The organism is bacterium, assembly GCA_026708015.1.
Taxonomy (GTDB): domain Bacteria; phylum Actinomycetota; class Acidimicrobiia; order Acidimicrobiales; family Bin134; genus Poriferisocius.
On the sequence record JAPOVT010000048.1, the window covers coordinates 13,594 to 40,328 of the forward strand.

At 65.9% G+C, this 26,735-nt stretch carries 24 protein-coding genes and 1 pseudogene; 14 read left to right on the forward strand and 11 right to left on the reverse strand.

The window, feature by feature from the left end:
• Positions 1 to 8 precede the first annotated feature (8 nt).
• On the reverse strand, positions 9 to 491 hold the full coding sequence (locus OXG30_10745) for a dual specificity protein phosphatase family protein (protein ID MCY4135371.1): 483 nt from the start codon (positions 489 to 491) through the stop codon (positions 9 to 11).
• Positions 492 to 574: 83 nt separating this feature from the next.
• Between OXG30_10745 and OXG30_10750 the strand changes: the two genes are divergently transcribed.
• Positions 575 to 883, forward strand: a complete 309-nt coding sequence (locus OXG30_10750) for a hypothetical protein (protein ID MCY4135372.1) — start codon at positions 575 to 577, stop codon at positions 881 to 883.
• On the opposite strand, the gene OXG30_10755 is transcribed toward OXG30_10750, so the two are convergent.
• On the reverse strand, positions 873 to 2,159 hold the full coding sequence (locus tag OXG30_10755) for an amidohydrolase family protein (protein ID MCY4135373.1): 1,287 nt from the start codon (positions 2,157 to 2,159) through the stop codon (positions 873 to 875). The genes OXG30_10750 and OXG30_10755 overlap by 11 nt on opposite strands.
• Positions 2,160 to 2,265: 106 nt before the next feature.
• Between OXG30_10755 and OXG30_10760 the strand changes: the two genes are divergently transcribed.
• On the forward strand, positions 2,266 to 3,081 hold the full coding sequence (locus OXG30_10760; protein ID MCY4135374.1) for a coniferyl-alcohol dehydrogenase: 816 nt from the start codon (positions 2,266 to 2,268) through the stop codon (positions 3,079 to 3,081).
• 19 nt (positions 3,082 to 3,100) lie between these two features.
• Here OXG30_10760 and OXG30_10765 read toward each other — a convergent pair whose 3' ends face one another.
• A complete protein-coding gene (locus OXG30_10765; protein MCY4135375.1) occupies positions 3,101 to 3,619 on the reverse strand; it encodes a hypothetical protein in 519 nt (172 codons plus the stop codon).
• Positions 3,620 to 3,701: 82 nt separating this feature from the next.
• On the opposite strand from OXG30_10765, the gene OXG30_10770 reads away from it, so the two are divergent.
• The gene (locus OXG30_10770) at positions 3,702 to 5,792 is read left to right on the forward strand and encodes an acetate--CoA ligase family protein (GenBank protein MCY4135376.1); all 2,091 of its coding nucleotides are present in this window, start codon (positions 3,702 to 3,704) and stop codon (positions 5,790 to 5,792) included.
• Positions 5,793 to 5,795: 3 nt separating this feature from the next.
• Complete coding sequence (locus OXG30_10775) at positions 5,796 to 7,790, forward strand: acetoacetate--CoA ligase (protein ID MCY4135377.1); 1,995 nt, start codon at positions 5,796 to 5,798, stop codon at positions 7,788 to 7,790.
• Here OXG30_10775 and OXG30_10780 read toward each other — a convergent pair.
• Positions 7,787 to 9,277 (reverse strand): AMP-binding protein, encoded by a 1,491-nt coding sequence (locus OXG30_10780; protein MCY4135378.1) that lies wholly within the window; start codon positions 9,275 to 9,277, stop codon positions 7,787 to 7,789. The genes OXG30_10775 and OXG30_10780 overlap by 4 nt on opposite strands.
• Before the next feature lie 135 nt (positions 9,278 to 9,412).
• Here OXG30_10780 and OXG30_10785 point away from each other — a divergent pair.
• Positions 9,413 to 9,562: pseudogene (locus OXG30_10785) on the forward strand (heme-binding protein).
• 9 nt (positions 9,563 to 9,571) lie between these two features.
• On the opposite strand, the gene OXG30_10790 reads toward OXG30_10785, so the two are convergent.
• The 3 genes from OXG30_10790 to OXG30_10800 are packed head-to-tail and all read right to left on the reverse strand — an operon-like array spanning position 9,572 to position 13,066.
• Positions 9,572 to 10,723, reverse strand: coding sequence for an acyl-CoA/acyl-ACP dehydrogenase (locus tag OXG30_10790; GenBank protein MCY4135379.1), 1,152 nt, complete (start codon positions 10,721 to 10,723; stop codon positions 9,572 to 9,574).
• Between the two features lie 25 nt (positions 10,724 to 10,748).
• Positions 10,749 to 12,728 carry an acetate--CoA ligase family protein gene (locus OXG30_10795; protein MCY4135380.1) on the reverse strand — a complete coding sequence of 660 codons (1,980 nt, stop codon included), beginning with the start codon at positions 12,726 to 12,728 and terminating at the stop codon, positions 10,749 to 10,751.
• On the reverse strand, positions 12,725 to 13,066 hold the full coding sequence (locus tag OXG30_10800) for a hypothetical protein (GenBank protein ID MCY4135381.1): 342 nt from the start codon (positions 13,064 to 13,066) through the stop codon (positions 12,725 to 12,727). The genes OXG30_10795 and OXG30_10800 overlap by 4 nt, the downstream gene beginning before the upstream one ends.
• Positions 13,067 to 13,086: 20 nt before the next feature.
• On the opposite strand from OXG30_10800, the gene OXG30_10805 reads away from it, so the two are divergent.
• Positions 13,087 to 14,115, forward strand: coding sequence for a 2-dehydropantoate 2-reductase (locus tag OXG30_10805; GenBank protein MCY4135382.1), 1,029 nt, complete (start codon positions 13,087 to 13,089; stop codon positions 14,113 to 14,115).
• On the opposite strand, the gene OXG30_10810 is transcribed toward OXG30_10805, so the two are convergent.
• From OXG30_10810 to ftsH, 4 genes are read right to left on the reverse strand one after another with little or no spacing between them, the layout of a single operon-like run.
• Positions 14,112 to 14,891: an enoyl-CoA hydratase-related protein gene (locus OXG30_10810; protein MCY4135383.1), complete on the reverse strand. Its 780-nt coding sequence runs from the start codon at positions 14,889 to 14,891 to the stop codon at positions 14,112 to 14,114. The two genes, OXG30_10805 and OXG30_10810, sit on opposite strands and share 4 nt — an antisense overlap.
• Entirely contained in the window at positions 14,884 to 15,495 is a 612-nt protein-coding gene (locus OXG30_10815; protein ID MCY4135384.1) for a methyltransferase domain-containing protein, read from the reverse strand. The genes OXG30_10810 and OXG30_10815 overlap by 8 nt, the downstream gene beginning before the upstream one ends.
• Positions 15,496 to 15,506: 11 nt before the next feature.
• A complete protein-coding gene (locus OXG30_10820) occupies positions 15,507 to 15,917 on the reverse strand; it encodes a hypothetical protein (protein MCY4135385.1) in 411 nt (136 codons plus the stop codon).
• On the reverse strand, positions 15,902 to 17,932 hold the full coding sequence (ftsH, locus tag OXG30_10825) for an ATP-dependent zinc metalloprotease FtsH (protein MCY4135386.1): 2,031 nt from the start codon (positions 17,930 to 17,932) through the stop codon (positions 15,902 to 15,904). Before ftsH ends, OXG30_10820 begins: the two co-directional genes overlap by 16 nt.
• Positions 17,933 to 17,984: 52 nt before the next feature.
• Between ftsH and OXG30_10830 the strand changes: the two genes are divergently transcribed.
• The 8 genes from OXG30_10830 to secA all read left to right on the forward strand — a co-directional run bounded on the left by OXG30_10830 (position 17,985) and on the right by secA (position 26,731).
• Positions 17,985 to 18,767 (forward strand): type II CAAX endopeptidase family protein, encoded by a 783-nt coding sequence (locus tag OXG30_10830; protein MCY4135387.1) that lies wholly within the window; start codon positions 17,985 to 17,987, stop codon positions 18,765 to 18,767.
• A gap of 52 nt (positions 18,768 to 18,819) precedes the next feature.
• Positions 18,820 to 19,974: a mannose-6-phosphate isomerase, class I gene (gene manA / locus OXG30_10835; protein MCY4135388.1), complete on the forward strand. Its 1,155-nt coding sequence runs from the start codon at positions 18,820 to 18,822 to the stop codon at positions 19,972 to 19,974.
• Positions 19,975 to 20,029: 55 nt separating this feature from the next.
• Complete coding sequence (locus OXG30_10840) at positions 20,030 to 20,266, forward strand: Trm112 family protein (GenBank protein MCY4135389.1); 237 nt, start codon at positions 20,030 to 20,032, stop codon at positions 20,264 to 20,266.
• A gap of 43 nt (positions 20,267 to 20,309) precedes the next feature.
• Positions 20,310 to 21,341: an SIS domain-containing protein gene (locus tag OXG30_10845; GenBank protein ID MCY4135390.1), complete on the forward strand. Its 1,032-nt coding sequence runs from the start codon at positions 20,310 to 20,312 to the stop codon at positions 21,339 to 21,341.
• A 42-nt stretch (positions 21,342 to 21,383) separates the two neighbouring features.
• The gene (ahcY, locus tag OXG30_10850) at positions 21,384 to 22,826 is read left to right on the forward strand and encodes an adenosylhomocysteinase (GenBank protein ID MCY4135391.1); all 1,443 of its coding nucleotides are present in this window, start codon (positions 21,384 to 21,386) and stop codon (positions 22,824 to 22,826) included.
• Between the two features lie 66 nt (positions 22,827 to 22,892).
• On the forward strand, positions 22,893 to 23,567 hold the full coding sequence (locus OXG30_10855; GenBank protein ID MCY4135392.1) for a ComF family protein: 675 nt from the start codon (positions 22,893 to 22,895) through the stop codon (positions 23,565 to 23,567).
• Positions 23,558 to 23,890, forward strand: coding sequence for a ribosome-associated translation inhibitor RaiA (gene raiA, locus OXG30_10860; protein MCY4135393.1), 333 nt, complete (start codon positions 23,558 to 23,560; stop codon positions 23,888 to 23,890). The genes OXG30_10855 and raiA overlap by 10 nt, the downstream gene beginning before the upstream one ends.
• 114 nt (positions 23,891 to 24,004) lie before the next feature.
• Positions 24,005 to 26,731 carry a preprotein translocase subunit SecA gene (gene secA / locus OXG30_10865; GenBank protein ID MCY4135394.1) on the forward strand — a complete coding sequence of 909 codons (2,727 nt, stop codon included), beginning with the start codon at positions 24,005 to 24,007 and terminating at the stop codon, positions 26,729 to 26,731.
• Positions 26,732 to 26,735: the final 4 nt, after the last annotated feature.

Below are 26,735 nucleotides of genomic sequence, written 5' to 3' on the forward strand. Positions count from 1 at the left end.
GTGGCTTTTCACACTCCAGCGGCTAAGCGGGCGATCTGAGCCTCCTGCGAGTGGGACTGCGGTCCCGCTGCGGGCCGGGCGGCTCGCACTGCGGTCACCGCACCTTTGAGGTCCATTCCCCGGGAGGTGAGCACCGAGATGCACACGATGCCGGCCCGGCCGTAACCCGCCCCGCAGTGGATCATTACCCCGGTGCCCTGGTCCAGATGCTGGTTGATTTCATCCACCAACTCTCGAATGGCCTCGTCGGTAGTGATCCCTTGATCGACCACCGGCACATGAATGGCCTGGTGGGGAGCAGGGTCGGCCAGCCACGCGGGATATTCGGGAAAGCGCATGGCAATCTCGGCGTTGGTGAGCAAGCACACCATCACCCCGGCGCCCACATCCTCAAGGGCTGCGGCCGGATCAGGCCCGGTTACTGCGAATGCCGTGGCGTGGAGATGCCCGTTCGCGCCGGGCACCGGGATGCGGTGAATCCCTCCTGCCATTTGGTACCGCGCCGCCCCCACCTGCACCCCGCCACCCTACTGGGGGCCGAAACGCGGCTGGAAGGAGAAACCAGCCAGTGTGGATGTCGACAGCGCGGTTGGGGGATGCTGAGGGGATGTACGACTTTGCGGGCAAGGTGGCGCTGGTGATGGGGGCGGCCTGTCTTCCCGAGATCGGGCGGGCGGTTGCCGTGCGGCTGGCTCAGGCGGGGGCTGATGTGGCCTGCGCCGACTGGGTGAACGAAGCAGTAGAGCACCGGATAGTGCTGCTCGTTGGTCTCGATGTTGGTGCAAAGGCCCGCAGGGGAGATCAGATAGCCCCCGGAGTCAATTCCGATGCGCACAGCTCCGAGGGCCGGAGGGGTCAGAGTAAGCGCAGCCTCAGCGGTTGACGCCCTGGTTCCGGGTGGTGAACCCGGCCAGATCGCGGTCTTTGCCCTGGTGGCGACCTTTGTCCATGGACTGCACCGTGATGTCGTGGTCGGCGGCGGAAGCCCGCAGCGCTCCCACCGTGCAGTCGGCTCGGTCGCGATGGGCGAACGGGTCGAACTGGTACCAGGCCATGGCGTTGAGATGGGTGATCTTGTTCACCTCGTTGTCGGGCACTCCAGTCAGCGTCTCATCCAACAGTTCGGGGGCGTTGGGCCAGGTGGAGTCGCTGTGGGGATAGTCCATCTCCCAGCAGATGTTGTCGATGCCGATCTCGTGGCGCAGGGCAACCCCCACCGGGTCGTTGATGAAGCAGGTCAAGAAGTTGCGCCGGAATACCTCGCTGGGCAGCAGATTGTCGAAGTCCTGTCCGGTCCACAGGTGGTGCATGTCGTAAGTGCGGTCGGCCCGGTCCATGAAATAGGGAATCCACCCGGTGCCGCCCTCCGAAAGGGCGATCTTCAGGTCGGGGAACCGGCGGGGGATGGGCGACCACAAGAGGTCGGCGGCCGCCTGGCTGATGTTCATGGGCTGGAGCTGGATCATCACGTCCATCGGGGCGTCCGGAGCGGTGATCACCATCTCGCCCGAGGAGCCCAGATGAATGGAGCACACACTGCCGGTGTCGCTGAATGCCTCCCACAGTGGATCCCAGTAGTCGCTGTGGAAGCTGGGCTCGCCCAGCTTGGCCGGGTTCTCGGTGAAGGTCATGGAGTGGCAGCCCATCTCGGCCACCCGGCGAACCTCGGCGGCGCACTCCACTGCGCTCCAGATCATGGGCAGGGCCATGGGGATGAACCGGCCCGGATAGGCCCCGGCCCACTCATGGATGTGCCAGTCGTTATAGGCCCGAATCAGATCGCCGGCGAACTCCTTGTCAGGGTGGTTGGCGAACAACCGGCCGGCGAAGCCGGGGAACGACGGGAAGCACATGGAGCCCAAAACCCCGGCGGCGTTCATGTCTTTGACGCGATCGTGGACGTTGTAGCAACCGGGCCGCATCTCATCGAAGGCGGTGGGCTCGATGCCGTACTCCTCCTTGGGTCGCCCAGCCACCGCATTCAGGCCCACGTTGGGGATGATGGCGCCGTTGAACGACCACACGTCATCACCGGAATCGGTGTGAATCACCCGGGGCGCCTCATCCCGCCATTTCGCCGGGAGATGGTTGTCGAACATGTCAGGCGGTTCGCACAGGTGGTCGTCCACGCTGACCATGATCATGTCGTTCAGGTCCACAGCGTCCTCCGTTGGTTTCCTGGTGCGCCAGTGTGACCCCAACGATACTTGGCGCAGTAGTATTCGCCAGCCGAGCTATCCCCCCAGCAGCCCTAGGAGGCCCCTGATGTCGAACCCCATGAGCTACGAAGGCCGCAACGTCGTGGTTACCGGCGCCTACTCCGGCGTGGGAGCCGCATTGGTGGAGTTGCTGTCCAATCTGGGGGCGGCATCGATCACTGCACTAGACATCAAAGAGCCTGAAGGTCCGATTACCCGATACATCCCCACCAACATGGGCGACCCGGTTGCGGTGGACGAGGCGGCTGCGGCCATTGATGCCCCCGTACACGTGCTGTTCAACAACGCCGGCATCGCGGCCACCTTTTCGCCCGAAGACGTGATGAAGGTGAACACACTGGGGCTGATGCGGCTGACCGACGCCCTGTTGCCCAAGATTCCCGCGGGGGGCGCGGTGGTCAACACCGCCTCCATTGCGGGGATGAACTGGCCGGCCCACCAGGCCGAGATCACCGAGCTGTTGTCCATCGATGACTGGGACAAGGCGGTGGCCTGGGTGGAGGAGCACCCCGAGGTAGTGTCCGACGGGTACATGTTCTCCAAGGAGTGTGTGCAGATATTCACCATGCAGGCCGCCAAGGGAATGCTGGCCAACGGCGTGCGCATCGCCAGCGCCTGCCCGGCGCCCATCGACACCCCGCTGCTGCCCGATTTCAAGCAGACCATGGGCGAGGAGATGATCGACTGGACGGCGGCAAACTCCGGCGGCCGCTACGTGACCGCGGCTGAGGTGGCCAACTTGCTGGCCTATCTGGGTTCGGACGCGGCGTCGTTCGTGTCCGGCGTGAATGTGAACATCGACAATGCCTTCCAGGGCTCGATGATCACCGGCCAGGTGGACTTCGGGGATTTGGCCGGCTAGATCGCCGGGCCGTGATCAATTAGACCGCGGCCGCCAAACGAGCCTGGAGTTCGGCGGCGTAGGCCGCAACCTGATCGGCCACGTCGCCAAGCACATCGGCGTCAAGCCCCTCGGCCAGCTCGGGCGCTCCGGCCTGGGCCAGCATGGGGGCTATCTCGCCGGAACGGATCTTGCTCACGGCCCAGTCGGCGATGGGGCCGTGCGCGGTCTCGTCGAAGGGGATGATGTGGTTCCGCCCGCCGCCCAGGTGGTTGTAGTGGTAGTGGGGGGCGTCCTCGAAGAGGTCGAAGCGCAGGTATTCCCACTGGCCGTCAGCATCGAACACATGTAGTGACACGCCCCGGTCCTCGATCCCCAGCGGTGCGGCGCGGCGCAGCTCCTCCACGTAGGCCTCGTCGCCTCCGTAGTACTCCACCAGCGCCTCAGGGGTGAGGTCGCGGTACTCCACCCCGATCGTGATCACCCCGGCAGGGAAATAGGTGGTATGGGCATCGTCGGGCCGCATGGGCGGCATCTCGTAGACGTGGCCGATTTCCATGGCGGCCAGCGTAGCGTGCCGGGGTTCATGGCCGACTCTCGCTGAAGGGCGGAGGCAGAGAGGTAACTACCATCGGATTCCCATGGCCCAGCGGCGAGTCGACCTGGAGGAGTTCTTCCACCCCATCGGGGTGGCGGTGATCGGAGGGGTCGACCGCACCCAGACCGAAGACGGGTTGCGGGAGGCGATGGATTCTCGTTGGGGAGAGGGGAATTGGCATCTGGTCAACCCCAAGGGCGGAGCGATCGGAGCGGTGCCGGTCTACGAGAAGGTGGCCGACGTGCCCGAGCCGGTGAGCCTGGCGGTAATCTCCACCCCTCCAGCGGCGTGCGCGCAGATTGTGGACGAGTGCGGGGCCGTCGGGGTCCGATACGCCCTGGTGTTCTCCTCGGGATTCAGCGAAGTCGGCCCCGAGGGGGCCGCTCTGGAGGCTGAACTGGGGGAGGCGGGCCGCCGCAACGGCATCCGCATCTTCGGCCCCAACACCAATACCAACGCCTTCGAGCCAGTACCCGACGTACCCGGATTGCGAGGGGGCAAGATCGGGGTGGTCACCCAGTCGGGTCACAACGGTCGGCCCATCATGCAGGGGGTTTACTTCGGCATCGGGTTCAGCCGCCAGGTGCCGTGCGGCAACGAGGTTGACCTCGAAGTGAGCGACTTCATCGAGTATTTCGCCTACGACGACGACACTGCGGTGATCGCCGGCTACATCGAGGGCTTCCGGTCGGCCAAAAAGCTGCGCACCGCGCTGGAGGCGGCCAACGCGCAGCACAAGCCGGTGGTGATTTTGAAGATTGGAGCCACCGATGCCGGATCGCGCATGGCGTCGTCGCACACTGGTCACCTCACCGGATCAGATGAGGTGATCGACGGGCTGTTCGAGCAATACGGGGTGGTGAGGGTGCGCGATCTGGACGAGCTGCTGGAGACGGCCGCTCTGTTCGCCAAGCTAGGGCCGGATGTGGCCGAAGGGGCCGGGCTGTACTCAATCTCCGGGGGATCGAGCACTTTGATGGCCGAGGCCGCCGAGTTGGCCGGCGTTCCAGTGCCCCGACTGGCCGAATCAACGCAGCAGAAGCTCCACCGGCATATCCCTGGCTATCTCGCGGTGTCCAATCCGGTGGACAACGGAGGCACGTTCATCGTGAGCCAGCCTGCGGAGGTTCGCCAACAGGTGATCCGGGACATCTGCGACGATCCGGCGGTGGGGTACACGGTGGTAGGAGTGACCGGTGCAGTGCCGCCGATGACCGATCTGCTGGGCGACGACATCGTGGCCTTGGTTGACGAGGTGAAGAGGCCGATAATCGCCACTTGGAACTCGCTAAAGGTGGACGAGCCGGGCTTCGACCGGCTGGTGGAATCCGGCATACCGCTGTTCCGCTCCTTCCGGGGTTGTTTCGCCGCCCTGACCGACTATCACCGCTACCAGCGCCGCCGGCAGGGCTTCCGAGCGCGCCCTCCGCTGGCTGATGCCGTGCCGGAGGAGGCTCAGGCCGTGCTGGGGGAAGCAGTGCCCGACACCGGTGCCCTGTTGCGGGCATTCGGCTTGCCGCTGGCCACCAGCGCGGTGGCCCCGTCGGCAAGTGACGCCCATCTGGCCGCCGAAGAGATCGGTTTGCCAGTGGCGGTCAAGATCGCCTCAGCCGATTTCCCCCACAAGTCCGACGCCGGGTTGGTGGTTCTGGGGGTGGACTCCCTTGACGGGGTGGAGCGGGCCGCGACGGCGATCTTGGACCGGGCTCGTGCAGCCGCGCCCGATGCGGCCATCGAAGGGGTTGAGGTCCAGCAGATGGTGATCGGCGGCACCGAGATGATTGTGGGGGTGACTCGCGATCCCACGCTCGGCGCCGCAGTCATGGTGGGCACCGGTGGGGTGTTCACCGAGGTCTTGGCTGACACTTCTGTCCGCCCGCTGCCTCTAGATGAGGCCGACGCCTACGAGATGATTCGCTCCCTCAAGGGCTTTCCCCTGCTCGACGGTGCTCGGGGTCGCCCGCCGGCCGATGTGGACGCACTGGTCAAAGTGGTCATGGCCACCGCAACCCTGGCCACTGCCCTCGGCGACCGACTCACCGAACTCGATCTGAACCCGGTAGTGGTGCTCGACCGCGGCCAAGGCGCCGTAGTGGTCGACCACCTCATGATCCTGGCTGATCCCTACTCTTGACCCATGGACGAGACGCCGGCGATGACCGACGACGTGGTGTGGCGGCCGCCACCAGATGCGTGGTCGGTCTCCCGCATGGGACGGTTCGCTGAGCGCTACCACCCGGCAGGTTTCGGCAACTACGAGGCTCTGTGGCGCTGGTCAGTTGAAGAGCCCGCCGCTTTTTGGGGATCAGTCTGGGACTATCTGGAAATTGGACCAACGCCCGCGCCCGAGTCGGTAATCGGCGGCGAGCCGATGCCCGACACAACGTGGTTCGACGGCGCGACTCTCAACTACGCCGAGCATCTCCTGCGGGGAAACGGGCTAGACGACACCGATGTTGCCGTGGTCGGCCGGTCCCAGACCCGCTCAGACCGGGAACTCACCTTGGGCGAGCTGCGCGAGGAGGTCCGCAGAGCAGCGTCCGGCCTGAAACGCCTCGGTGTTGGTCCTGGTGATCGCGTTGTCGCGCTGCTGCCAAACATTCCCGAGGCACTGATTGCTTTTCTCGCCACTGCGTCAATCGGCGCGATTTGGGCCTCGTGCCCGCCCGAGTTCGGGGCCCGCGGCATTCTCGATCGTTGGGGCCAGATTCAACCCAAGGTGCTTTTCGCCATCGACGGCTACCGATACGGGACCAAGGAAATAGATATCGGGGGCGTCTTGGACCAGATTCGGCGCGGACTGCCATCTGTGCAGCACACCGTGTTGCTGCCGTATCTGGATCCGGCGGCCACCAACTCGGGAGATGCCCAGACGTGGTCCGACCTGACCGCGGCAACGACCGATCCGCTGCGATTCGAGTCGGTTCCGTTCGCCCATCCCCTCTATATCCTCTCCTCTTCGGGCACCACTGGACGCCCAAAGCAGATCGTCCATGGGCATGGAGGGATCCTGCTCGAACACGGCAAACAGCTCGCCCTGCACCACGACCTCGGGTCAGGAGACCGGTTCTTCTGGTTCTCGACTACTGGCTGGATGATGTGGAACTACCTGGTATCGGGGCTGCTTACAGGAGCCTCGATCGTCATGTTCGACGGCGATCCCGCGGCGCCGAGTCTGGACACCCTGTGGTCGGTCGTCGATCAGACCGACGTGACATTCGCCGGATTCTCGGCTCCCTTCATCATGGCGTGCCGGGGGGCGGATATACGCCCCACCGACTCGCTCGACCTTCGCTGCTTGAGCGGCATAGGTTCCACTGGGGCCCCGCTGCCCGACGCGGGATTCCGTTGGATTGCTGAAGCGGTAGGCCCTGTGGCGGTCTCGAACATCAGCGGTGGGACCGATGTGTGTAGCGCGTTTGTGGGTGGAGCGCCTGTGCTGCCCGTGCGCTCAGGTGCTCTCTCCTGTCGTCAGCTCGGTTGGAGTGTGGAGTCGTTGGACGCTGATGGCAAACCGCTGCGGGGAGTCGACGGGGAGCTCGTCATCACCGCTCCGGCGCCGTCAATGCCGGTGGGCTTCTGGGGCGATGAAGATCGCGGGCGCTACCGGGCCTCCTACTTCGACTCTTTCGATGGCGTCTGGTGCCATGGCGATTGGATCACGATCTTCGACGACGGCTCGTGCGTTATCAGTGGCCGTTCCGACGCCACGCTCAATCGCGGCGGAGTCCGTCTGGGGACAGCAGACTTCTACGCGGTCATCGAGGAACACGACATGATCGACGACTCACTCGTCGTGCATCTAGAGGACGACGACGGCGGGCTCGGTGATCTGCTGGCATTCGTTGTGTTGCGAGATGGCCAGGAACTGACCGACGAGCTCCTTGAGGTGTTGCGGGCGAGGCTGCGGGCCGAACTCTCGCCGCGCCACGTGCCAGATCACATTCAGGCCGCTCCCGCTGTCCCGCGCACCATCTCAGGTAAGAAGCTCGAGGTCCCCGTGAAGCGAATCTTGCTGGGCGCGGCCGCATCCCAAGTCGCGTCGGCGAGCGCCCTTCAGGATCCAGATTCGCTGCACTTCTTCGAAGCCTTTGGGGAGCGTTGGCGGGGTGCTGACTCTGCGGGGGCCTAGGGCCAGAGTTCGTCGCGGAGCTTGGTGCGCAGGACTTTGCCGGTGGGGTCGCGATCGACGGTGGGACGGATGATGTAGCGGCGGGGGCGCTTGTAGCCGGCGAGGTGCTCATTGCAGGCGGCGTCGATGGCCGCGGTCACGTCGTCAGGGGCAAACCCGTCGGACACGGCTAGATACACCACCACCTGCTCGCCTCGGTCGGGGTCGGGGCCGCCCACCGCGCAGGCATCGGCCACCCCGTCGATGGCGAACACCACGTCCTCGATCTCTGCTGGGTAGATGTTGACGCCCGCGGCCACGATCACTTCCGAACTGCGGCCGGACAGATACAGATAGCCGTCCTCATCGAGGTAGCCAATGTCGCCCACCGAGAAGAACCCGGAGTCGTTGTAGGCGTCGTCGGTCTTGTCGTCGGCGTTGATGTAGCGGAAGTAGCGCCCCTCGGGGCGGCGGAAGTACACCGTTCCAGGCTCCCGCGGTCCCAGAATCTCGCCGTTGTCGCCCACAATCTGGATGGCCAACTCCCCGATGGGAGTCCCCACCGTGCCGGGACGGGCCAGCCAATCCTGTGAGCTGCACATGGTCATGCCGCCCTCGGTGAAGCCGTAGTACTCAGTTAATATCGGGCCCCACCAGTCGATCATGCGCTGCTTCAGCGGCACTGGGCAGGGCTCCCCGCCGTGCAGGACAGTGGCCAATCGGGTGTGTTCGAGCTCGGCCTTGCGCTCATTAGACAAAGCCAAGAGCTGGCGGAACATGGTGGGGACCATGATGGTGGCGGTCACCCCGTTATTGATCACGTCCACGGCTCGTTCCGCGTCCCACCGGGCCATGATTCTCATGGGAGCGCCGTTGGCCAGCGCGCCCAGCGCGAAGGCCAGGGGAGCACCGTGGAAGAGCTGGGCCACCATGAGGTGCTTGCCGTCGCGAGGAAGCCCCAACCCCTGAGCGCCCAGCGAGGAGAATTCCCACCACTGCTCGAAGGTGGACTCCGAGTCCAGAGTGCGCTCGACTCCCTTGGGTCGACCGGTGGTGCCCGAGGTGTAGGGAATCCGATAGCCGGTGCCCCCCGAAGGGAACGGTGCCGAATCCTGCGCATCCACCCAGGCGTCGAAGTCGTCGCAAATCCACACCACGGGGCGATCGCCCGCCGCGTCTCGCGCCGCGGGGGTGTCGGCAACCACCAGTGCTGAGCCAGCGTCGTCCAAGACGTAGGCGATCTCGGTGGCGGTCCAGTTGGTCTTGATCGGGGTCATCTTCAGCCCGGCCCGGAAGCAGGCCAGCATGACTTCCACGAACTCGGTGCGGTTGGAGCACACCAGCCCTACGTGGTCCCCAGGCGAGGCCCCCGCGGCCAGCAGTCCCCAGCCGATGGCGTGGGTTCGGCGGTCCAACTCTGCCCATGACACCTGGTGTTTGTCGTCCTCCAACGCCAGGTCATCCGGTTCCCGCCTGGCCAACTCCGCCAGCACCGAGGGTTCGCTCACCGCTGCGACACTACTGGTCCAGGCATTTCGTTGGGCGGCTACTATTTCCTTTATCGCGGACTGGATTTCCGAGGCGTTCAGCGAAATGCCGGGGCTGGCGTGAGCGGCTCCCTGTCGCTGGCGGTAGCCGACCGTATTGCCGGCGGAGCGCTCATCCGAGACGACAACGGAACGCTCCTGGGCTCCATTGGCATCAGCGGGGGAACGTCCGACGACGACGACATCTGTGCCATCGCTGGGATCACCTCGGTGGGTCTCGTCGCTGACACGGGAGATCCGCAATGATCCGACGGGTCAGGAGGGCTGGCCGCCGAGGCCGATTTGGCGGGCGATGATGTTGCGCTGGATCTCGCTGGAGCCGGCGCCGATGGTGCCCAAGCGGGCGTTGCGCCAGTGGAGCTGCATGTTGGAGTCGAGGGTGTAGCCGTAGCCGCCCATCACCTGCATGCCGGTATAGCTGGCCCGCATCATGGCCTCGCTGATCCACAGCTTGGCCATCGACACCTCCAGCGAGCACGGCTCGCCCGCGGCGATGCGCCGGGCCAGATCCCAGGTGAGCGTACGGGCGATGTTCACGTCGACGGCCACGTCGGCCAGCATGTGCTGGATGGCCTGAAAGCGCCCGATGGCCTGGCCGAACTGCTCGCGGGTGTTGGCGTAATCAACGGCCTCCTCCAAGATGGCCTCCATCGGGCCCAGGTTGATGGGCAGTGACGAGAACCGCTCCCGCTCCAGATTGGCCTGGAGGTTGCGGTGGCCCTTGCCTTCTGTGCCCAAGATGTTGGCCGCCGGTACCCGCACGTCGGTGTAGGTGACCATGTTGGTCCCGCTAGCCCGCTCGCCGATGGTCTCGATGGGGGTGATCTCGATGCCGGGGCTGGACAGATCCACCACGAAAAAGGTGATGCCGTCCTGCTTTTTCGGCTCGTCGGAGGTTCGGGTGGCCAGCATCACGTAGTCGGCGTGGCGGGCGAATGAGTTCCACATCTTGGTGCCGTCCACCACGTACTCGTCGCCGTCGCGCACCGCCCGGCACTTCAGGTTGAAGGCGTCCGATCCGGCGTCGGGCTCGCTGAGGGAGAAGCAGAACTTGAGGTGGCCGCTGGCGATGCCGGGCAGGAAGCGCTCCCGCTGTTCCTCGGTGCCGTAGATCTGCAATCCCCCCGACGCGTGGATGGCCGACCGGTACACCATGATGGCGAACGACATCATGGCCCGACTCAACTCGTGCAAGACGATGGCCACCTCCACGATGCCGCCGCCCTGGCCGCCGTAGTGCTTGGGTATGCCCACCCCCATGAACCCGGCGTCGGCGAACCGCTGGTAGGTGTCGAGTGGCGGCTCGCCCTTGATGTCCCACTCCCGGGCGAACCCGTCGGGCATCTCCTGGGCCGCGAACGCCCGCACCGATTCCCGCAGCATCTCCTGTTCGGGCGTGAACTCCACGGGCGCCTCCCTTAGCCGGCGATGCTCAGTGGCCGACGCGCAGCACGTCTACGGCGGTGACCCCTGAAGTATGCACGATAAGCGGGTTGATCTCGGCTTCTGTGCGGTGGCGGGCGGCGATGCATCCCAGTCGAACCAGCACTTCAGCCGCGGCGTCCTGATCCACCCTGGGGCTGCCCCGCACTCCGTTTAGCAGCGCTCCGGCCCTGGTGGCGTCCAATAGGGCGTGGGCCTCTTCGAAGCTCAACGGGGCGGGGGCGACGGCCACGTCGTCGACCAACTCGGCGAGCACCCCTCCAGGTCCGACCACCACTGATGGACCGACTTCGGGGTCCAACCTGATGCCGACGATGAGCTCGACGCCGGGGTCGGCCATGGGCTGCACGGCCACCGCAGCGTCGACCATACCCAGCTCCTGGCCGCGGGCCTCCAATTGGGCGGCGGCATCGGCGACATTGTCGGGATGCACATTGAGATCCACCAGCCCGAGATCGGACTTGTGGTCGAGGCCCTCACCCATCAGCTTGACCGCGGCGGGGCGGTCGAAGTCGTAGTCGGCCGGGGAGCAGCTCGGGGCCATGATGTCGGCCAGCAGATGGTCCAATGTCTCGTCCGGCCATGGGAGCGGCTGCGGTTGTAGATGCCGCTGGCTTGTCCAGGCGTCCAGGCAGCGGAACAGCCGATCGGGAGAGTCGAATACCGGTATCCCGGCTTCGGTCAGCCTCGGGTAGTCCACCGGATGCCACCCGGGCGCGCTGTATACCGCCACCGGGGTTCGCCTGCCGGCCAGGGTTATGAGAGCGTCGATCTGCTTGTCGATGATGACCTCTGGGCCGATCAGCATCCCATGGACCAGGAAGTCCAAACCGGGGTCGTCGCCCATGGCATCCAGTGCGGCCGGCAGCAGGTCGTGGTCGACGACCGACTGGCCGGTGAGGTCCAGTGGATTGCGAGGCCCTCCCAGGGTCATGCATTCGGCCAGCTTGGACTGGACCGAGCCTCCCAAGGGGGGCACGTCGAAGCCGTTGTAGCGGGCAGAATCGGCCAGGATTCCCGCCACCGCTCCCGATGACGACAGCACTCCAGCGCGCTGCCCCCATCGGCCCCGGGCCGCGGGAAGCGCGGCCAACTCGGCCAAATCGTGGGCGAGAAGAATCCCATGGCGCCGACAGCGAGCGGCAAATGCCTCGTAGCTGCCCACCAAAGCGCCGATGTGACTGCGGGCCGCAGCAGCACCTTCGGGCGAGCGGCCCGCCTTCAAAACCAGCACGGGCTTTCCCGCGGCCCAGGCCTCGTCGGCTGCATCGAAAAACCGATCGGCATCGCGCAGCCCTTCCGCATACACCAGGATCTGCTCAGTGCGGTCGTCTTGGGCCAGGTACCGGACGTAGTCGCTCACCTTGAGGTCGATGCCGTTTCCCACCGCGAATCCCACGGTGAGTCCATGGCCGTTTTGCTGGAGATGCTGGACCAGAGACGACACCAGGGCACCGCTCTGGGACACTACGCCGAGGGTCCCAGCGGGCAGTTCGTCGGCCATGGCGTAAGGAGGGAAACCGGCCGGGATCCGGTCCACGCAGTTGATCACACCGTTGGTGTTGGGCCCGCACACCGCCATCGGGGTGTCGGCCAGGAAGGCTTGCATCTCCAGGTCGAGCGGCGATCCGTCCCGGTCGCCCTCGCCGAACCCGCCGCTGAAGACGATTGCTGCCCGGCTCCCGAGCGCCTCGGCTTGGCGCAGGATGTCGATGGCCGCGGCCGCAGGCACCAGCACCAGCACCAATTCGGGTGGTTCGGGCAGCGATTCCAGGTCGGGGTAGCAAGGCCGTCCTTCCAGCGAGTCGTATCGGGGGTTCACCAGATACAGGTCGGCTGGCACATCGTGCTTGAGCAGGTTGCTCAGGGCCCATGAGCCCAGCTTGTTGCTCTCTATCGGGGTGGCCCCCACCAGCGCGATGGACCGGGGGCGCACCAGCGGGACGAGGTCTTTGAATGGCGGGCTCATCCGGTGATGGTCAGCCCGGCTTGGCCGGTGCGGACCACCATGAATTCCATACCCTCAGGGCCCGCGGTGAAGCCGTATTCCACGTTGGCGGCCAGCAGCAGGGTGTCGGGCGGCTCTATCACCACGCCGCTGTCCAGGATGGCACTGCCGGCCAACACCACCATCAGTTCGTCTTTGTCATGGCTGTGGGGCGGAATCACATAGCCCGGCGCCAGCCGGATGGCATGGGCGAAGAACGATCCTCGATGAAGCCATGCCTTCTCTAAGCCGGTGTCGTCGGGGTCGGGGTTCTCGGCGGGCTGGAACCACTCCGCATCGCGATATCGGGAGAGGGCCATAAAGAGTTCCTACCATGGTAATGATGCATGTGGTCGTGGCCGGTGCCGGGGGAATCGGCGGCACCATAGCCGGAGAGATCGCCTTGGCTGGCGGTGAAGTGAGTGTGGTCGATGGCTGGTCCGACCATGTTGAGGCCATCCGAAACGACGGGCTGCGCTTGGTTGGTCCGGCACCGGGGAATGTGCGCACGACGCGGCTGCCCGCGTGGCACACCAGCGAGAGTCAACAGTTGGGGACCATCGACGTCTTGGTACTGGCGGCGAAGGCATTCGACAACCAATGGCTGGCCTCCCTGTTAGCCCCCCAACTGGCGGCGGATGCCACGATCATCTCCGCTCAGAACGGGGTCAACGAGCCGCTGTTAGCCCAAGAGTTGGGTCCTGAGCGGGTCATCGGCACGGTAGTTCTGTTTGCCGCGGCCGCAACCGGGCCAGGCCAGGTAAGGCTGGATTGGCGTCCCACGCTACAGATCGGCGAACTCGACGGCACTCATACCGAGCGGCTGGAGCGGGTGGCGACGGCGCTGGGTCCGGGGATTGACGTGGTGGTGAGCGACAACATCTGGGGGGCGATCTGGTCGAAGCTGGTAATGAACTGCATGAGCAACCCGGTAAACGCGGCGCTCGGGGGCAGAGCCAGAGACTGTCGGGAGCAGCCCGGGCCTCGGCGGATCAGCCTGGCCTGTGGGTCGGAGGCGGTGGCGATAGGTCAAGCCCGGGGTCACCGCATCGAGCCGGTAAGCGGGATCGACGCCGAGCTCATTCTTGTCGGCGGTGCAGGCGGGCCAGGGGCCGCCGATCTAGAAGCCCAGTGGGAGGCCACCGCTGCCGAGTTGGGGGAAGTCAAGGGGTCGATGCCCACCGACATCGAGCGGGGTCACAAGACCGAGATCGACTCGTTCAGCGGATTCATCAGCCGAGAGGGGAAGGTGCTGGGCATTCCCACCCCGGTCAACGACGCGGTGTTCCAAATTGTTCGGGGGATCGAGGCTGGTGCCCGATCGCCCGGCCCCCACAATCTGGACGAGCTTCTCGGCGTGTTGGGCTAGCGCCCTTGCCAGCGGGGCGGTCGCTTTTCCGCGAAGGCCTGGGGGCCCTCTTGGGCATCGTCGCTGGCATAGACCGGTTCGTAGATCTCGTCGGCCACGGCGGCTGCCTCGGCGGGAGAAAGGCCGGCGGTGCCCCGGATCATGGCCTTCCCGGCGCGGACGGTGAGCGGCGCGTTGGCCGTGATTGCCCTGGCTAGCTGGGCCGCGGCCGACTTCAGTTCGGCTGCGGGCACAATCCGGTTGACCAAGCCAAGCTCATAGGCCCGCTGGGCACCTATCGGTTCGGCGGTGCACAACAGCTCTATGGCCACTCGGGGTGGGATCAGCCAGCCAAGCTGAGCAGCCCACGGCGAGCCCCGGCCCACCTTGGCTTCGAGGATGCCGAAGCGGGCGTGGTCGGCGGCCACGCACAGGTCGCACTGCATAACCAGGTTGAATCCGAAGGCATAGGCCACGCCGTTGACCGCAGCGATGACCGGCTTGGTAACCCCGCCGTCGGCCAAGCGATCCCTGGTGAGGTGAGAGGGCAGTCCTCGCTCGGCTCGGGCGGCCATCTCCTTCAGGTCGGCTCCTGCCGAAAAGGCTGCATTACCCGCGCCGGTCAGCACGGCCACCGCGATGTCGTCGTCGGACTCCACCCGGTCCCAGGCGGCTGCCAAACCCTCCGACACCGCCTGGTTTACGGCGTTGCGGGACTCAGGACGGTTGATCGTTACCCAGGCCACGCCCTCGGCAACTTCGAACAACACCGCTTTGGCGGCTGATTGGTCAGCCATTGCATACCGCCAGAGCCAAATAGTGATCGTCAGCGTCGTCCAAGTGCTCCAGCGTCCAACCCCCCTCGGCCAACAGCGGTCCGATGCGGTGCGGGTCGATATTCATGTCGTGGGCGTGGGTCCCCCGGTCTTTGTGGCGCGCGGCCAGGGCGTGGCGGCTGATGGGGTGAAACACGCCCAGCCGAGCGCCGCTGCGGGCAGCGCGAGCCATCTCCTGAAGCGTGCCCACCGGATTGGGTAGGTGGGGGAGCAACCCGGCGGCCAGGATTCCGGCAACGCAGCCGTCCCTCACGGGCAGCATCCCGATGTCGCCCAGCGCGCACACCGAAATCGACTGGCGCCCCAGGCGAGCTGCTTCCAAGAGCATGGCCGGAGTGGCGTCGATACCCAAGACGACGCCTTGATGGCCGACCGCAGCCCGCAACGGGGCCAATGCCCGACCCGAGCCGCAGCCGGTGTCGACGGCCACATCTCCGGGGGACAACCCGAGCTGGTCCACCGCCCACTTGAACAGGACATCGTCGTCCGGATGGCGGTCCTCCCAGCCTGCCGCCCGGGAGGTGAAGAACTCCCTGGTTTCCGCCAAGTCCCTCGACAAGCCCATAGAGCGACAGGCTATTGCCGGACGGAGGCGACAAGAGCCGACAACTCCGCAGCGGTGGCCGGGCCGGCCAAGGAGGCGCACACCGCGCCGGTGCGGTCGGCCAGCACAGCCAGAGGGACGGCGTCCACTGCATAGCGGCGGTGCAGGTCGCCGTGGCGGCGGAATTCCACCTCCTGCACCGCCAGCGAATCCTCGGCCAGGCTTTGGGCTGCTTTCACCACTGCGGCGCAGGTCGAGCAGGTCTTGGAGGTGAACACCGCCAACAGCCATTCGGCGTTGGGTTGGGCGAAGTCCCAGCGCTCCAAACTGATGGGCACCGAATATGTCGGCGCGGTCGGGCTTGAGGGGCGGAAGCGACGATAGAGCCAGGCCACTGCCAGCGCCCCGGCGATGACCCCAAGGGCGATCAGGGTGCGGGCCACGACTCCGGGGCGTCAGGCTCTTCCAATTCGGCGGTCGAGGCAACGGTGGTCGTAGCCGAGCCCCGCGTCCCTCCCGCGTTGCGAGAGCCGAGTGCCGCGCCGATTATGTCCCGGGGATCTCCAATGGGGCCCTCATCGCCCAACTCCACCAGTCGCCCGACCTCATCGCCGGAGATGGTCTCATGCTCTAGCAAGGCGCGAGCCACCAGGTCGAGGCCGTTGCGGTGCTTGGACAGCACCTCGCGGCACCGGTTCTCTTGAGTTCGCAGTATCTCAGCCACTTCTTCGTCGATCACTCGAGCGGTCTCGTCGCTGTATTCCCGGTTGGTCATCATCTCGTCGCCCAAGAACACCTGCCCCGCGCTTCGCCAGGCCATCGGCCCGATGCGGTCGCTCATACCCCACTCCCGCACCATGCGCCGGGCGAATTCGGTGGCGCCGGCCAGATCATCGGCCGCGCCGCTGGACGACACCCCGAACATCAATTCCTCGGCGATGCGCCCGCCCATCCGCATGACCAGCATGTCGTCGAGGTAGTCGCGTCGCAGGGTGTGGCGGTCTTCCTCGGGGAGCGTCATGGTCACCCCCAATGCCATGCCCCGGGGAATGATGGTCACCTTGTGGAGCGGATCGGCGTGGGGCAAAACCGCAGCGCACACCGCATGGCCGGCTTCGTGGTAGGCGGTGATCTGCCGCTCTTCCTCGGACATGACCATCGACTCGCGCCGCTGTCCCATCAGCACCCGGTCGCGAGCGTTTTCGAAGTGGATCATTCGGATCTGTTCAGAATCGTTGCGAACCGCAAACAGCGCGGCCTCGTTGACCAGGTTGGCAAGGTCGGCGCCGCTCATGCCCGGAGAGCCCCGGGCGATCAGCGGCAAGTCGACATCGGCGGCGATCTTCTTGGACCGGACGTGGACGTTGAGGATTTGCAAGCGGTCGTCAGCCTCGGGCAGCGGGACCACCACCTGGCGGTCGAACCGTCCGGGACGCAGCAGCGCCGGGTCCAAGATGTCGGGCCGGTTTGTGGCCGCCATCATCACAATCCCCTCGGTGGCCTCAAAGCCGTCCATCTCGGCCAGCATCTGGTTGAGGGTCTGTTCCCGCTCGTCGTGGCCCCCGCCCAGACCGGCGCCCCGCTTGCGGCCGATGGAGTCGATCTCGTCGATGAAGATGATGGCCCGCCCCATCTTCCGGGCCGACTCGAACAGGTCCCGCACCCGGCTGGCGCCCACGCCGACGAACATCTCCATGAAGTCCGAGCCGGTAACCGACAGGAACGGCACCCCGGCCTCGCCGGCCACCGCCCGGGCGATGAGCGTCTTGCCGGTGCCCGGCGGACCCACCAGCAGCACGCCTTTGGGAATGCGGGCCCCGATCTGGGCGAACTTGTCGGGGTGCTTCAGAAAGTCGACGACCTCGACAATCTCCTTCTTGACCCCCTCGTAGCCGGCCACGTCTTCAAAGGTGGTTCCCGGTCGCTCGGTGGTGTAGGTCTTGGCCTTCGACCGCCCGATGGACATGATCCCGCTCATCTGGCCCTGGGCCCGGCGCTGGAACCACCAGAAGATCAGGAAGATCAGCGCCACCGGGATCAGCAGGGGCAGGATGCTGGCCCAGATGCTGCTGCGGGGGGTGTGGAACTCGAATGTCGGGATGTTGGTCCGCAAGGTCTCTTCGACCTGTTCAGGCAGCGGGTTGGGCCCGGTGGTGTGGAACTTGGAGCCGTCTGCGCTCTCCGTCCTCGTTCCTTTGATGTCGCCGGTGTTGTTGTTGTACTCAGCCTCTTCGATGTTGCCATTGGTGGCTGCTACGACGAAGTCCCGGAACGAAATCTCCTCGCCCTTGTCATCGCCGCGGAACACATTGGAGAACAACAGGGCGGCCAGCAATCCCAGCACCACGAACCACACCCAGCGGGGCATCCGGCCCTGCGTGGCGGGCTGCTGACCCGGGCCGCGCTCGGGATCTCGCCGCTCAGGCGGCGGGGGAGGCGGCGGCGGAGAGGAGGCCATCGGCCAATTCTACGAGTGGTTGGCGACAAAGTCACCATTACGCTGCGGTGCAGTGGCAGTAGCTGAGCGGACAAGAGCCCGGGAAATCCGCTGGGGTTTGCCCGATGTGTGCATCGGGGTGGTGTTTTCCTGGGTGGCTGCGGTGGTGGTCTTCTTCGTTGTGCTGGCCGCAGTCGGCCTGGATACCGGAGGTGAGACCGGCACCGGGTCGTACGTGGGGCGCTACGGGCTGAGCGACGCCATGAGCCAGGAGCGCAACGACCCGGCGCTTCCCCTTTGGATCCTGCCGGTGGGCCAGATCGGGCTGTGGGGCGGGTTCGCCCTGACCACGCTGGTGGCCGGCACCCTGCGAGGAACCGGACTGCGGCGCGACTTCTGCTTGTCGATGAAGGCGTCGGATGTGCCTGTGGGGCTCTTGGTCGGGGTGTTTGCCCAGATCGCAGTGGTTTGGATCATCTATGCCCCGTTCCAGCAGTTCTTCGACTTCGACGTGAGCGAGGCCGCCCGGGAGATAACCGACCGGGCCGCCACCGGCGGCGACATCGCCCTGGTGATGCTGGGGGTGGTGGTGGGAGCCCCGATATTCGAGGAGCTGTTCTTCCGCGGTCTGGCTCTGAAGGCGTTCGAGCGGAAATGGGGGCCGGTGATGGGAGTGCTGGCCTCCTCCGTGCTGTTCGCCGCGGTGCATCTCCAACTCCTCCAATTCCCCGCACTGATGGCCTTCGGCATCATCGCCGCCCTGTTGGTGAAGCGCTACAAGCGGTTGGGGCCGGCCATCTGGGCCCACGTCGGCTTCAACCTGGTCGCGGTGATCAACCTGATCTGGCTGGCCTAATTTGAGACTGTGAGCGCTGGGTGGCCGGCAGGCGATTGAAGGTTTGGAGACGGTGAGGACACCGGGTGTTCTGTCGGGGGCGATCCAGCCCTACGCATGGGGATCGCGGGAGGTTCTGCCCCGGATCATGGGGGTGCCGCCCACCGGAGAGCCCCAGGCCGAGTTGTGGCTGGGCGCCCATCCCCGAGCGCCGTCGATTCTGCGGCGCAGCGGGACAAACCGGCCGCTAAACCAGGTGATCGCTGACGACCCGGTAGGAGAACTGGGAGCAAGCGCGGCCCAGAGCTTCGGCGGGGAACTGCCCTTTTTGCTGAAGATCCTGGCCGTGGACAAGCCGCTTTCGCTCCAGACCCACCCCACCCGCAGCCAGGCCCAAGCGGGGTTCGATTCCGAGGACGAGCAGGGAATCCCCCTGGATGCCGAGCATCGGTCGTATCGAGATCGAAATCACAAGCCGGAGATGATCTGCGCGCTGGAGCCGTTCACCGCCCTGTGCGGGCTTCGGCCGCCGGAATCCGCCGCGGCTCTTCTCGACTCGCTGGAGGTTGCTGCTCTGGACCCGGCAATCAGCTTTTTGCAGGCAGGAGAGATTGCGCCGGCGCTTCGATGGCTGCTGGAGCGTTCGCCGGAATCCGGCACTGAGATCGCCCAGCAGGCGGCGGCGGCCTGCGCTGAGCCGGGCCCGTTTGCCGATGAGCGGCATTGGGGGGTGCAGATCGGGGAGCAACACCCTGGAGACATCGGAGTGGCCATCGCCCTGATGCTGAACCTGGTCCGCCTCGAACCGGGACAGGCCCTCTTCCTGGGGGCCGGCAACCTGCACGTGTACCTGCGGGGGGCTGTCGTGGAGGTCATGGCCAATAGCGACAATGTGCTCAGGGGCGGCCTCACCGTGAAGAACGTTGACGTTCCGGCTCTGCTGGACGTAGTGGACTGCCGTCCCCATGAGGTGCTGGTCCAGGCTCCCACCCGACCTTGCTTCACATTCGAGGCACCGGTTCCCGATTTCAGCCTCACCCGAGTCGAGTTGGCTGGCTCGCAGCGGTTCGCGCCCTCGGGTCCGGAGATTGTGCTGTGCGCATCGGGGAGCTTGACGGTGGCGGGACACGAGATCACCGGTGGCGGAGCCGTCTGGGTGCCGGCGGGAGCAGGCGCACTGGAGATGGCCGGCAACGGACTGGTGTTCCGGGCTGCCACCGGCGGTTAGAAGCTGAAGGCGACAGCGCTAGGGATCGCGGCGTTGAGTGAGTAAGACTGTGGCCATGGCGCTGGATCCCCGACTGCTCGAGATTCTGGCCTGCCCCGATGACAAAGGGCCGCTGCTGTATTTCCCCGATGAGGACTCGCTATACAATCCGCGCCTGCACCGCCGCTATTTGGTGGAAGACGACATCCCCAACATGCTCATCGACGAGGCTGAGACTGTGGATGAGGCCGAGCATGGGCGGCTGATGGCCAGAGCGGAGTCGGAGTCCATTCCCTTCACCTTTGCTTCGTGAGGAATGGGCGCTCCGTGAGCAACCCAGAGTCCGGAGCGCAGCGGTGAGCGAGCGGGTGGACACGCTGGGCATGTGGCCGGCGGTCAATCGCCTGCCCGAGCAGATGCTGGACGCGCTGGAACGCTCCAATGACCTGGAAGGGCTGCCCGACCGGTCGGAGATCTCCAATGTGCTGGTGTTGGGCATGGGTCCGGGCGGGTTCGCAGGCGACCTGCTGGCGGTGACCGCGGGTCCGTTCATGCCTTTGCCCATTGTCGTGGTCAAGAGCTACCAACCGCCGTCGTATGTGGACCAGCAGACCCTGGTGTTCGCTCTCTCCGCCAGCGGCGACACTCCCGAGATCGTCCAGGCTGCGGCCCAGGCCGCCGAAGCCGGATGTCGGGTTGTGGCGGTGACCGGAGGTGGCCAACTGGCCCGGATGGCATCTGCCTGGGATGCGCCGCTGGTCGAGGTAGATCCGATGCTGTACCCGCCCCGGGCCGGGCTGAGCGTGCTTACCGTCGCCCCGATGATCATCCTGGGGAAGATGGGCCTGTTCCCCGGCGCTGACCAGTGGGTGCGCCACGCGGTCCATCAGGTCCGCAGCCGCCGGGACACCATGCGGGAAGCGGCGGCTGATTTGGCCCGTCGCCTATCCGGCACGGTGCCGCTGATCTACGGAGGGGGCGGGCTCGGGACCGTGGCCGCCCGGCACTGGAAGAACATGATCAACACCAGTGCCAAGGCCCCCGCCTTCAGCGCGGGCGTTCCCGACCTGTTGCACAACGAGATCGCGGGGTGGGGCCAGCACGGTGACTTGACCCGCCAGGTCTTCAGTCTGGTGCTGCTGCGCCACGAGCACGAACATCCCGAGGTGATGCGGGGCTTCGACATCCTGGTCGACTTGATGGATGAGGTAGTGGGAGCAGTCCACCTCGTGGAGGCGGCCGGGGAGGGTCACGTGGCCCAGGTTTTCGACCTCATGTACCAGGGGTCGGCCACCGCACTGGAAATGGCTGCCGCGGTAGGCCTCGACCCCGGACCGGTACCAGCGATTATGGCGGCCCGACAAGCCCTGGCGGGTCGCACCACATGACCCCATTGAGGGGAAACCCGACTTCAGAAAGCGATAGTTGCAGTGGCTCTTGACCAAGACTTCAAAGTGGCCGACCTGGCTCTAGCCGAAACCGGGCGCAACGAGATCCGCCTGGCTGAGCACGAGATGCCCGGTCTGATGGCCCTGCGGGCTCAGCACTTCGACGCACAGCCCCTGGCCGGGGCCCGCATCACCGGCTCGCTCCACATGACCGTGCAGACCGCAGTGTTGATTGAGACCCTGATTGCGCTGGGCGCCGAAGTGCGCTGGGCGTCGTGCAACATCTTCTCCACTCAGGACCCGGCCGCGGCCGCGGTGGCTGTCGGCCCTACGGGCACCCCCGACGACCCCCAAGGCGTGCCGGTTTTCGCCTGGAAGGGCGAGACCCTGGAGGAGTACTGGTGGTGTACTGAGCGGGTGCTGCGCTGGCCCGACGGCGGGGGGCCGAACCTGATCCTCGACGACGGCGGTGACGCCACCTTGTTGGTACACATGGGCGCCGATGCTGAGGCGGTGGGAACCGCCGGGGACCCCGATGAGGCCGACTCCGAGGACTTGGCCGAGATCCGCCGCCTGTTGGGCCGCACGCTGGCCGATGATCACGGGTTGTGGTCCGCCATCGCCAAGGGGGTCCGCGGCGTGTCGGAGGAGACCACCACCGGCGTCCACCGGCTCTACCGGATGAAGGCCGAAGGCTCGCTGCGGTTCCCGGCCATCGACGTGAACAACTCGGTGACCAAATCGAAGTTCGACAACCTCTATGGCTGTCGGCATTCGCTGATCGACGGCATCAATCGGGGCACCGACATGATGATCGGTGGCAAGACGGCCGTGGTATGCGGCTATGGCGACGTGGGCAAGGGCTGTGCCCAATCGCTGCGGGGCCAGGGCGCCCGGGTGGTGGTCACCGAAGTGGATCCCATCTGCGCCCTGCAAGCTGCTATGGAGGGCTTCGAGGTTCAGCGGCTCGAGGATGTGCTGGAAACAGCCGATCTGTTCATCACCGCCACCGGCTGCAAGGACGTGATCAGCGCCGAGCACTTGGGACGGATGAAGCATCAGGCAGTGGTGGGCAACATCGGCCACTTCGACAACGAGATCGACATGGCCGGGCTCAACGCGCTGTCCGACGTTCAGCGCATCAACATCAAGCCCCAGGTGGACGAGTACGTCTTTCCCGACGGGCATTCGGTCATCATCTTGTCGGAGGGCCGGCTGCTGAACTTGGGCAACGCCACCGGCCACCCCAGCTTTGTGATGTCATGCAGCTTCACCAACCAAGTGCTGGCTCAGATGGAGTTGCACGCCAACGCCGAGGCCTACGGGACAGACGTGGCCACGCTGCCCAAGGATCTCGATGAAATGGTGGCCCGCCTGCACCTGGATGCCCTCGGAGCGCGCCTCACCACCCTGACCCCGGCCCAGGCCGACTACATGGGCGTCTCGGCCGAAGGACCCTTCAAGGCCGACCACTACCGCTACTGACCTGTCCAGTTGGGTGGGCCCGCGAGGGCAGGTCAATCTGTCACCGGTCGCTTCTAGCGTCCAGCCATGTTGTTTTCGCAATTTTGCGCGGGATGCGATGGGCCGGGGCCGTCGCCGTGTCGCCGGTGTACGGCGGGTATGCGCGCCGTGGGGGAGATGGCCGCGCTCGAGCCGCTGTCGGGGCTCTGGGCGGTTTTCGCCTACGCGGGGGCGGGCCGGGAGCTGCTCGCCCGGCTCAAGTACCGCAATCAGCGTTCGTGCGTGCGGTGGCTGGCGTCGGCCATGGCCACGACCCTGCCTTCGGACCTGGCCGCCGACGCGGTGACGTGGGCACCGACGTCCACGAGGCGGCGGCGCCAACGGGGGTTTGACCAGGCCGAGCTGCTGGCTCGGGCGTTGAGCCGCGAGACGGGGGTGCCCGTGGTCAGGTTGTTGAGGCGCGTAGACGAGGCGGGCCAGACCGGTCGGAACCGCAGCCAGCGGTTTCGCGCTCCGGTCTTTTCCGTCCGCCAGGCCTCGCCGTCGGCGGTCCTGGTGGTGGACGACGTGATCACCACCGGGGCGACCCTTCAGTCTGCGGCCAAGTCGCTTATCGGAGCAGGGGCGGAGCGAGTGGACGCGGTGGTAGCCGGGGCCACTCCATTGCCCTACACCACGCCTTCCGCGTGGCAACCTTCTGGTGTGGCTACCATGAGGACCCACAAGAGAAGCCCAGCCGAAAGGGAGCCGCCATGGATGTGACCATCAGCAGCAGCGGGATGCAGGTGTCGCAGAGACTGGGGGAGGCCACCCGAACAAAGGTGGGCAAGCTGGACCGCTATCTATCGGGCATCGATCACGCCACAGTCCGGTTCAGCGAGGAGAAGAACCCCCGAATCCCCGAGCCCGACATCTGCGAGGTCACCCTGGAGGGCCACGGCTATCACATCCGCAGCCGAGTCAACGGTCCGACGCCGTTCGCGGCATTGGACCGAGCCATCGCCAAACTGGAGCGCCAGCTTCGCCGCACGAAAACCCGCCGCGTCGACCGGCAGCACCACTCCCGGGAGCACCGGGCCAGCTAGTTCAGGCCAAGCGACGAGGGACTCCTCGACACGCCCACAAGAGCGCTCACCGTGGCGCGGCGCGTGGTCTCCGCTATCGGGATATGGGGGGCACAGCGGTAGAGTGGGCGCGGCATGAGTGTGTTTCAGAAGATCCTGAACACCGGAGAGGGCAAGAAGCTCAAGGCACTGGAGAGCCTGGTGCCCGATATCAACGCGCTCGAGCCGGAGACCAAAGCACTGTCCGATGACGCGCTGCGGGCCCGCACCGGGGAGTTCCGCCAGCGCTTGGAGAACGGCGAGGATTTGCACGACCTGCTCATCGATGCGTTTGCGGTGGTGCGGGAGGCGGCCTGGCGGGTGATCGGCCAGCGCCACTATGACGTGCAGTTGATGGGGGGCGCGGCCCTGCACTTCGGCTGGGTGGCCGAGATGCGAACCGGCGAGGGCAAGACCCTGGTGTCCACGCTTCCGGTGTATTTGAACGGCTTGGCCGGCAAGGGCGTGCACGTGGTCACCGTGAACGACTATCTGGCCGCTCGCGACGCCGACTGGATGGGAGCCATCCACCGTTGGCTGGGCCTCACTGTCGGCCTGGTGGTCCCCGGCGAGCGGGGCTCGGAATTCAAGCGGGAGCAGTACGGCTGCGACATCACCTATGGCACCAACAACGAGATGGGCTTCGACTACCTGCGGGACAACATGGCGATGTCGGCCGACCGCCGGGTCCAGCGGGGCCACAACTACTGCATCGTGGACGAGATCGACTCCATCCTCATCGACGAGGCCCGGACCCCCCTCATCATCAGCGGGCGCCTGGCCGACGCGGCCAAGACGTACTACAAATTCGCCAGCGTCGTGCGGGGTTTGAAGCGCGACGTCCACTACGACGTGGACGAGGAGAAGCGCATCGTGGCTCCCACCGAGGAAGGGGTGCATGCGGTGGAGCGGGCGCTGGGGGTGGAGAACCTCTACGACTCGGTCAGCGCCAACCTGGTCCATCAGCTCCAGGCCGCGCTGCGGGCCAAGGAGCTGTACCACCGGGACAAGGACTACATAATCCAGCGGGGCGAGGTGAAGATCGTCGACGAGTTCACCGGCCGGGTGTTGGAGGGCCGCCGCTGGTCGGAGGGACTGCACCAGGCGGTGGAGGCCAAAGAGGGGGTGAAGATCAAAGAGGAGAACCAGACGCTGGCCACCATCACCCTCCAGAACTACTTCCGGCTGTACGACAAGCTGGCCGGCATGACCGGAACCGCGGTGAGCGAGGCCAACGAGCTGTTCGGCACCTACGGCCTCCATGTGGTGCCGATTCCCACCAATCTGCCGGTGGTCCGGGCTGACGAGGGCGACCTCATCTACAAGAGCGAGGACGGCAAGTTCAACGCCTTGGTGGAGGATCTGGTAGAGCGCTACGAGCGGGGCCAGCCGGTGCTGGTGGGCACCGTCTCGGTGGAGAACTCCGAGAAGCTGGCCGGTGTGCTCAACAAGCGGGGCATCTCCCATGAGGTGCTCAACGCCAAGCAGCATTTCCGGGAGGCCGAGATCGTGGCCCAGGCCGGTCGCCTGCACGCCATCACCGTGGCCACCAACATGGCCGGACGAGGCGTGGACATCGTGCTGGGGGGCAACCCCGAGGCCATGGCTCGCCGCGACGCAGCCGCCGAGGGCCTCGACCCCGCCAGCGAGCAGGGCCAGGCCCGGGCCGCCGAGCTGCTTGAGAAGTACGAGGCCGAGTGCGGCGCCGAGGGCGAGAAGGTGCGGGAGCTGGGGGGCCTCTATGTGCTGGGCACCGAGCGCCACGACAGCCGCCGCATCGACAACCAGCTTCGAGGCCGCTCCGGTCGCCAGGGCGACCCCGGCGAGAGCCGGTTCTACCTCTCACTGGAAGACGATCTGATGCGGATCTTCGCTACCGGGGCCATGAACTGGGTGATGGACAAGGCCCTGCCCGAGGACGTGCCCATCGAGGCCAAGATGGTGACCAAGGCCATCGAGCGGGCCCAGGGCACGGTGGAGCAGAAGAACGCCGAGGCCCGCAAGAACGTGCTCAAGTACGACGAGGTGCTAAACGAGCAGCGCAAGGTGATCTACAAGCGGCGGACCCAGATCCTGTCGGGCGGTGACCTGCGGGCCGAGGCCCTAGAGCACTTGGGCGAAGCGGTCGACGCCGTGATCACCGGGCACTGCACTTCGGAGGATCCCGCCGACTGGGACCTGGAGCAGCTCGAAACCGAAGTCCGAGTGCTGTGGCCAACCCAGATCGGCCCTGACCAGATGAGCGAAGCGACCTCCACCGACGATCTCTACGACGTGCTGGTGGGCGAGGCGGTGGCCCACTACGAGCAGCGGGAGCAACAGGTCGGAGAAGATGCCATGCGGGAGGTGGAGCGCCAGATCATGCTGCGCATCATCGACCAGCGCTGGCGCGAGCACCTCTATGAGATGGACTACCTCAAAGAGGGCATCAACCTGCGGGCCCTCGGCCAGAAAGACCCTCTGACCGAGTGGCAGCGGGAGGGGTTCGAGATGTTCGGCCAGATGATGGCCGGCGTGGCCCGGGACTTCGTCACCTACATCATGCACGTGGAGATCAACGTGGAGTCTCCGGCCGGCGCCGAAGATGCCGACACCAGCAACGTCACCGAGTCGGGTCCGGCCGATCCGTCCACTCAGCCGTCACTGGCCCGGGCCGGAGCACAGGCGGCCTTGGCCAGCACATCGGCCGCCCCCGCGATGGTGGAGGAGTCGGCTCCAAAGTCGAGGACGCCGATCGTGAAGTCGGATTTCGACAAAACCCCCCGCAACGCCCCCTGTCCGTGCGGATCAGGCCGCAAGTTCAAGCAGTGCTGCGGGCGTTGACTGC

Bases quoted from the DNA above. Each gene is read 5' to 3' on its own strand.
- secA (MCY4135394.1), top strand. From the start codon at position 24,005: ATGAGTGTGTTTCAGAAGATCCTGAACACCGGAGAGGGCAAGAAGCTC.
- OXG30_10760 (MCY4135374.1), top strand. From the start codon at position 2,266: ATGTCGAACCCCATGAGCTACGAAGGCCGCAACGTCGTGGTTACCGGC.
- OXG30_10765 (MCY4135375.1), bottom strand. From the start codon at position 3,619: ATGGAAATCGGCCACGTCTACGAGATGCCGCCCATGCGGCCCGACGAT.
- raiA (MCY4135393.1), top strand. From the start codon at position 23,558: ATGGATGTGACCATCAGCAGCAGCGGGATGCAGGTGTCGCAGAGACTG.
- OXG30_10810 (MCY4135383.1), bottom strand. From the start codon at position 14,891: ATGGCTGACCAATCAGCCGCCAAAGCGGTGTTGTTCGAAGTTGCCGAG.
- OXG30_10770 (MCY4135376.1), top strand. From the start codon at position 3,702: ATGGCCCAGCGGCGAGTCGACCTGGAGGAGTTCTTCCACCCCATCGGG.
- OXG30_10775 (MCY4135377.1), top strand. From the start codon at position 5,796: ATGGACGAGACGCCGGCGATGACCGACGACGTGGTGTGGCGGCCGCCA.
- OXG30_10815 (MCY4135384.1), bottom strand. From the start codon at position 15,495: ATGGGCTTGTCGAGGGACTTGGCGGAAACCAGGGAGTTCTTCACCTCC.
- OXG30_10745 (MCY4135371.1), bottom strand. From the start codon at position 491: ATGGCAGGAGGGATTCACCGCATCCCGGTGCCCGGCGCGAACGGGCAT.
- ftsH (MCY4135386.1), bottom strand. From the start codon at position 17,932: ATGGCCTCCTCTCCGCCGCCGCCTCCCCCGCCGCCTGAGCGGCGAGAT.
- OXG30_10795 (MCY4135380.1), bottom strand. From the start codon at position 12,728: ATGAGCCCGCCATTCAAAGACCTCGTCCCGCTGGTGCGCCCCCGGTCC.
- OXG30_10750 (MCY4135372.1), top strand. From the start codon at position 575: ATGTCGACAGCGCGGTTGGGGGATGCTGAGGGGATGTACGACTTTGCG.
- OXG30_10840 (MCY4135389.1), top strand. From the start codon at position 20,030: ATGGCGCTGGATCCCCGACTGCTCGAGATTCTGGCCTGCCCCGATGAC.
- OXG30_10805 (MCY4135382.1), top strand. From the start codon at position 13,087: ATGATGCATGTGGTCGTGGCCGGTGCCGGGGGAATCGGCGGCACCATA.
- OXG30_10855 (MCY4135392.1), top strand. From the start codon at position 22,893: ATGTTGTTTTCGCAATTTTGCGCGGGATGCGATGGGCCGGGGCCGTCG.
- OXG30_10800 (MCY4135381.1), bottom strand. From the start codon at position 13,066: ATGGCCCTCTCCCGATATCGCGATGCGGAGTGGTTCCAGCCCGCCGAG.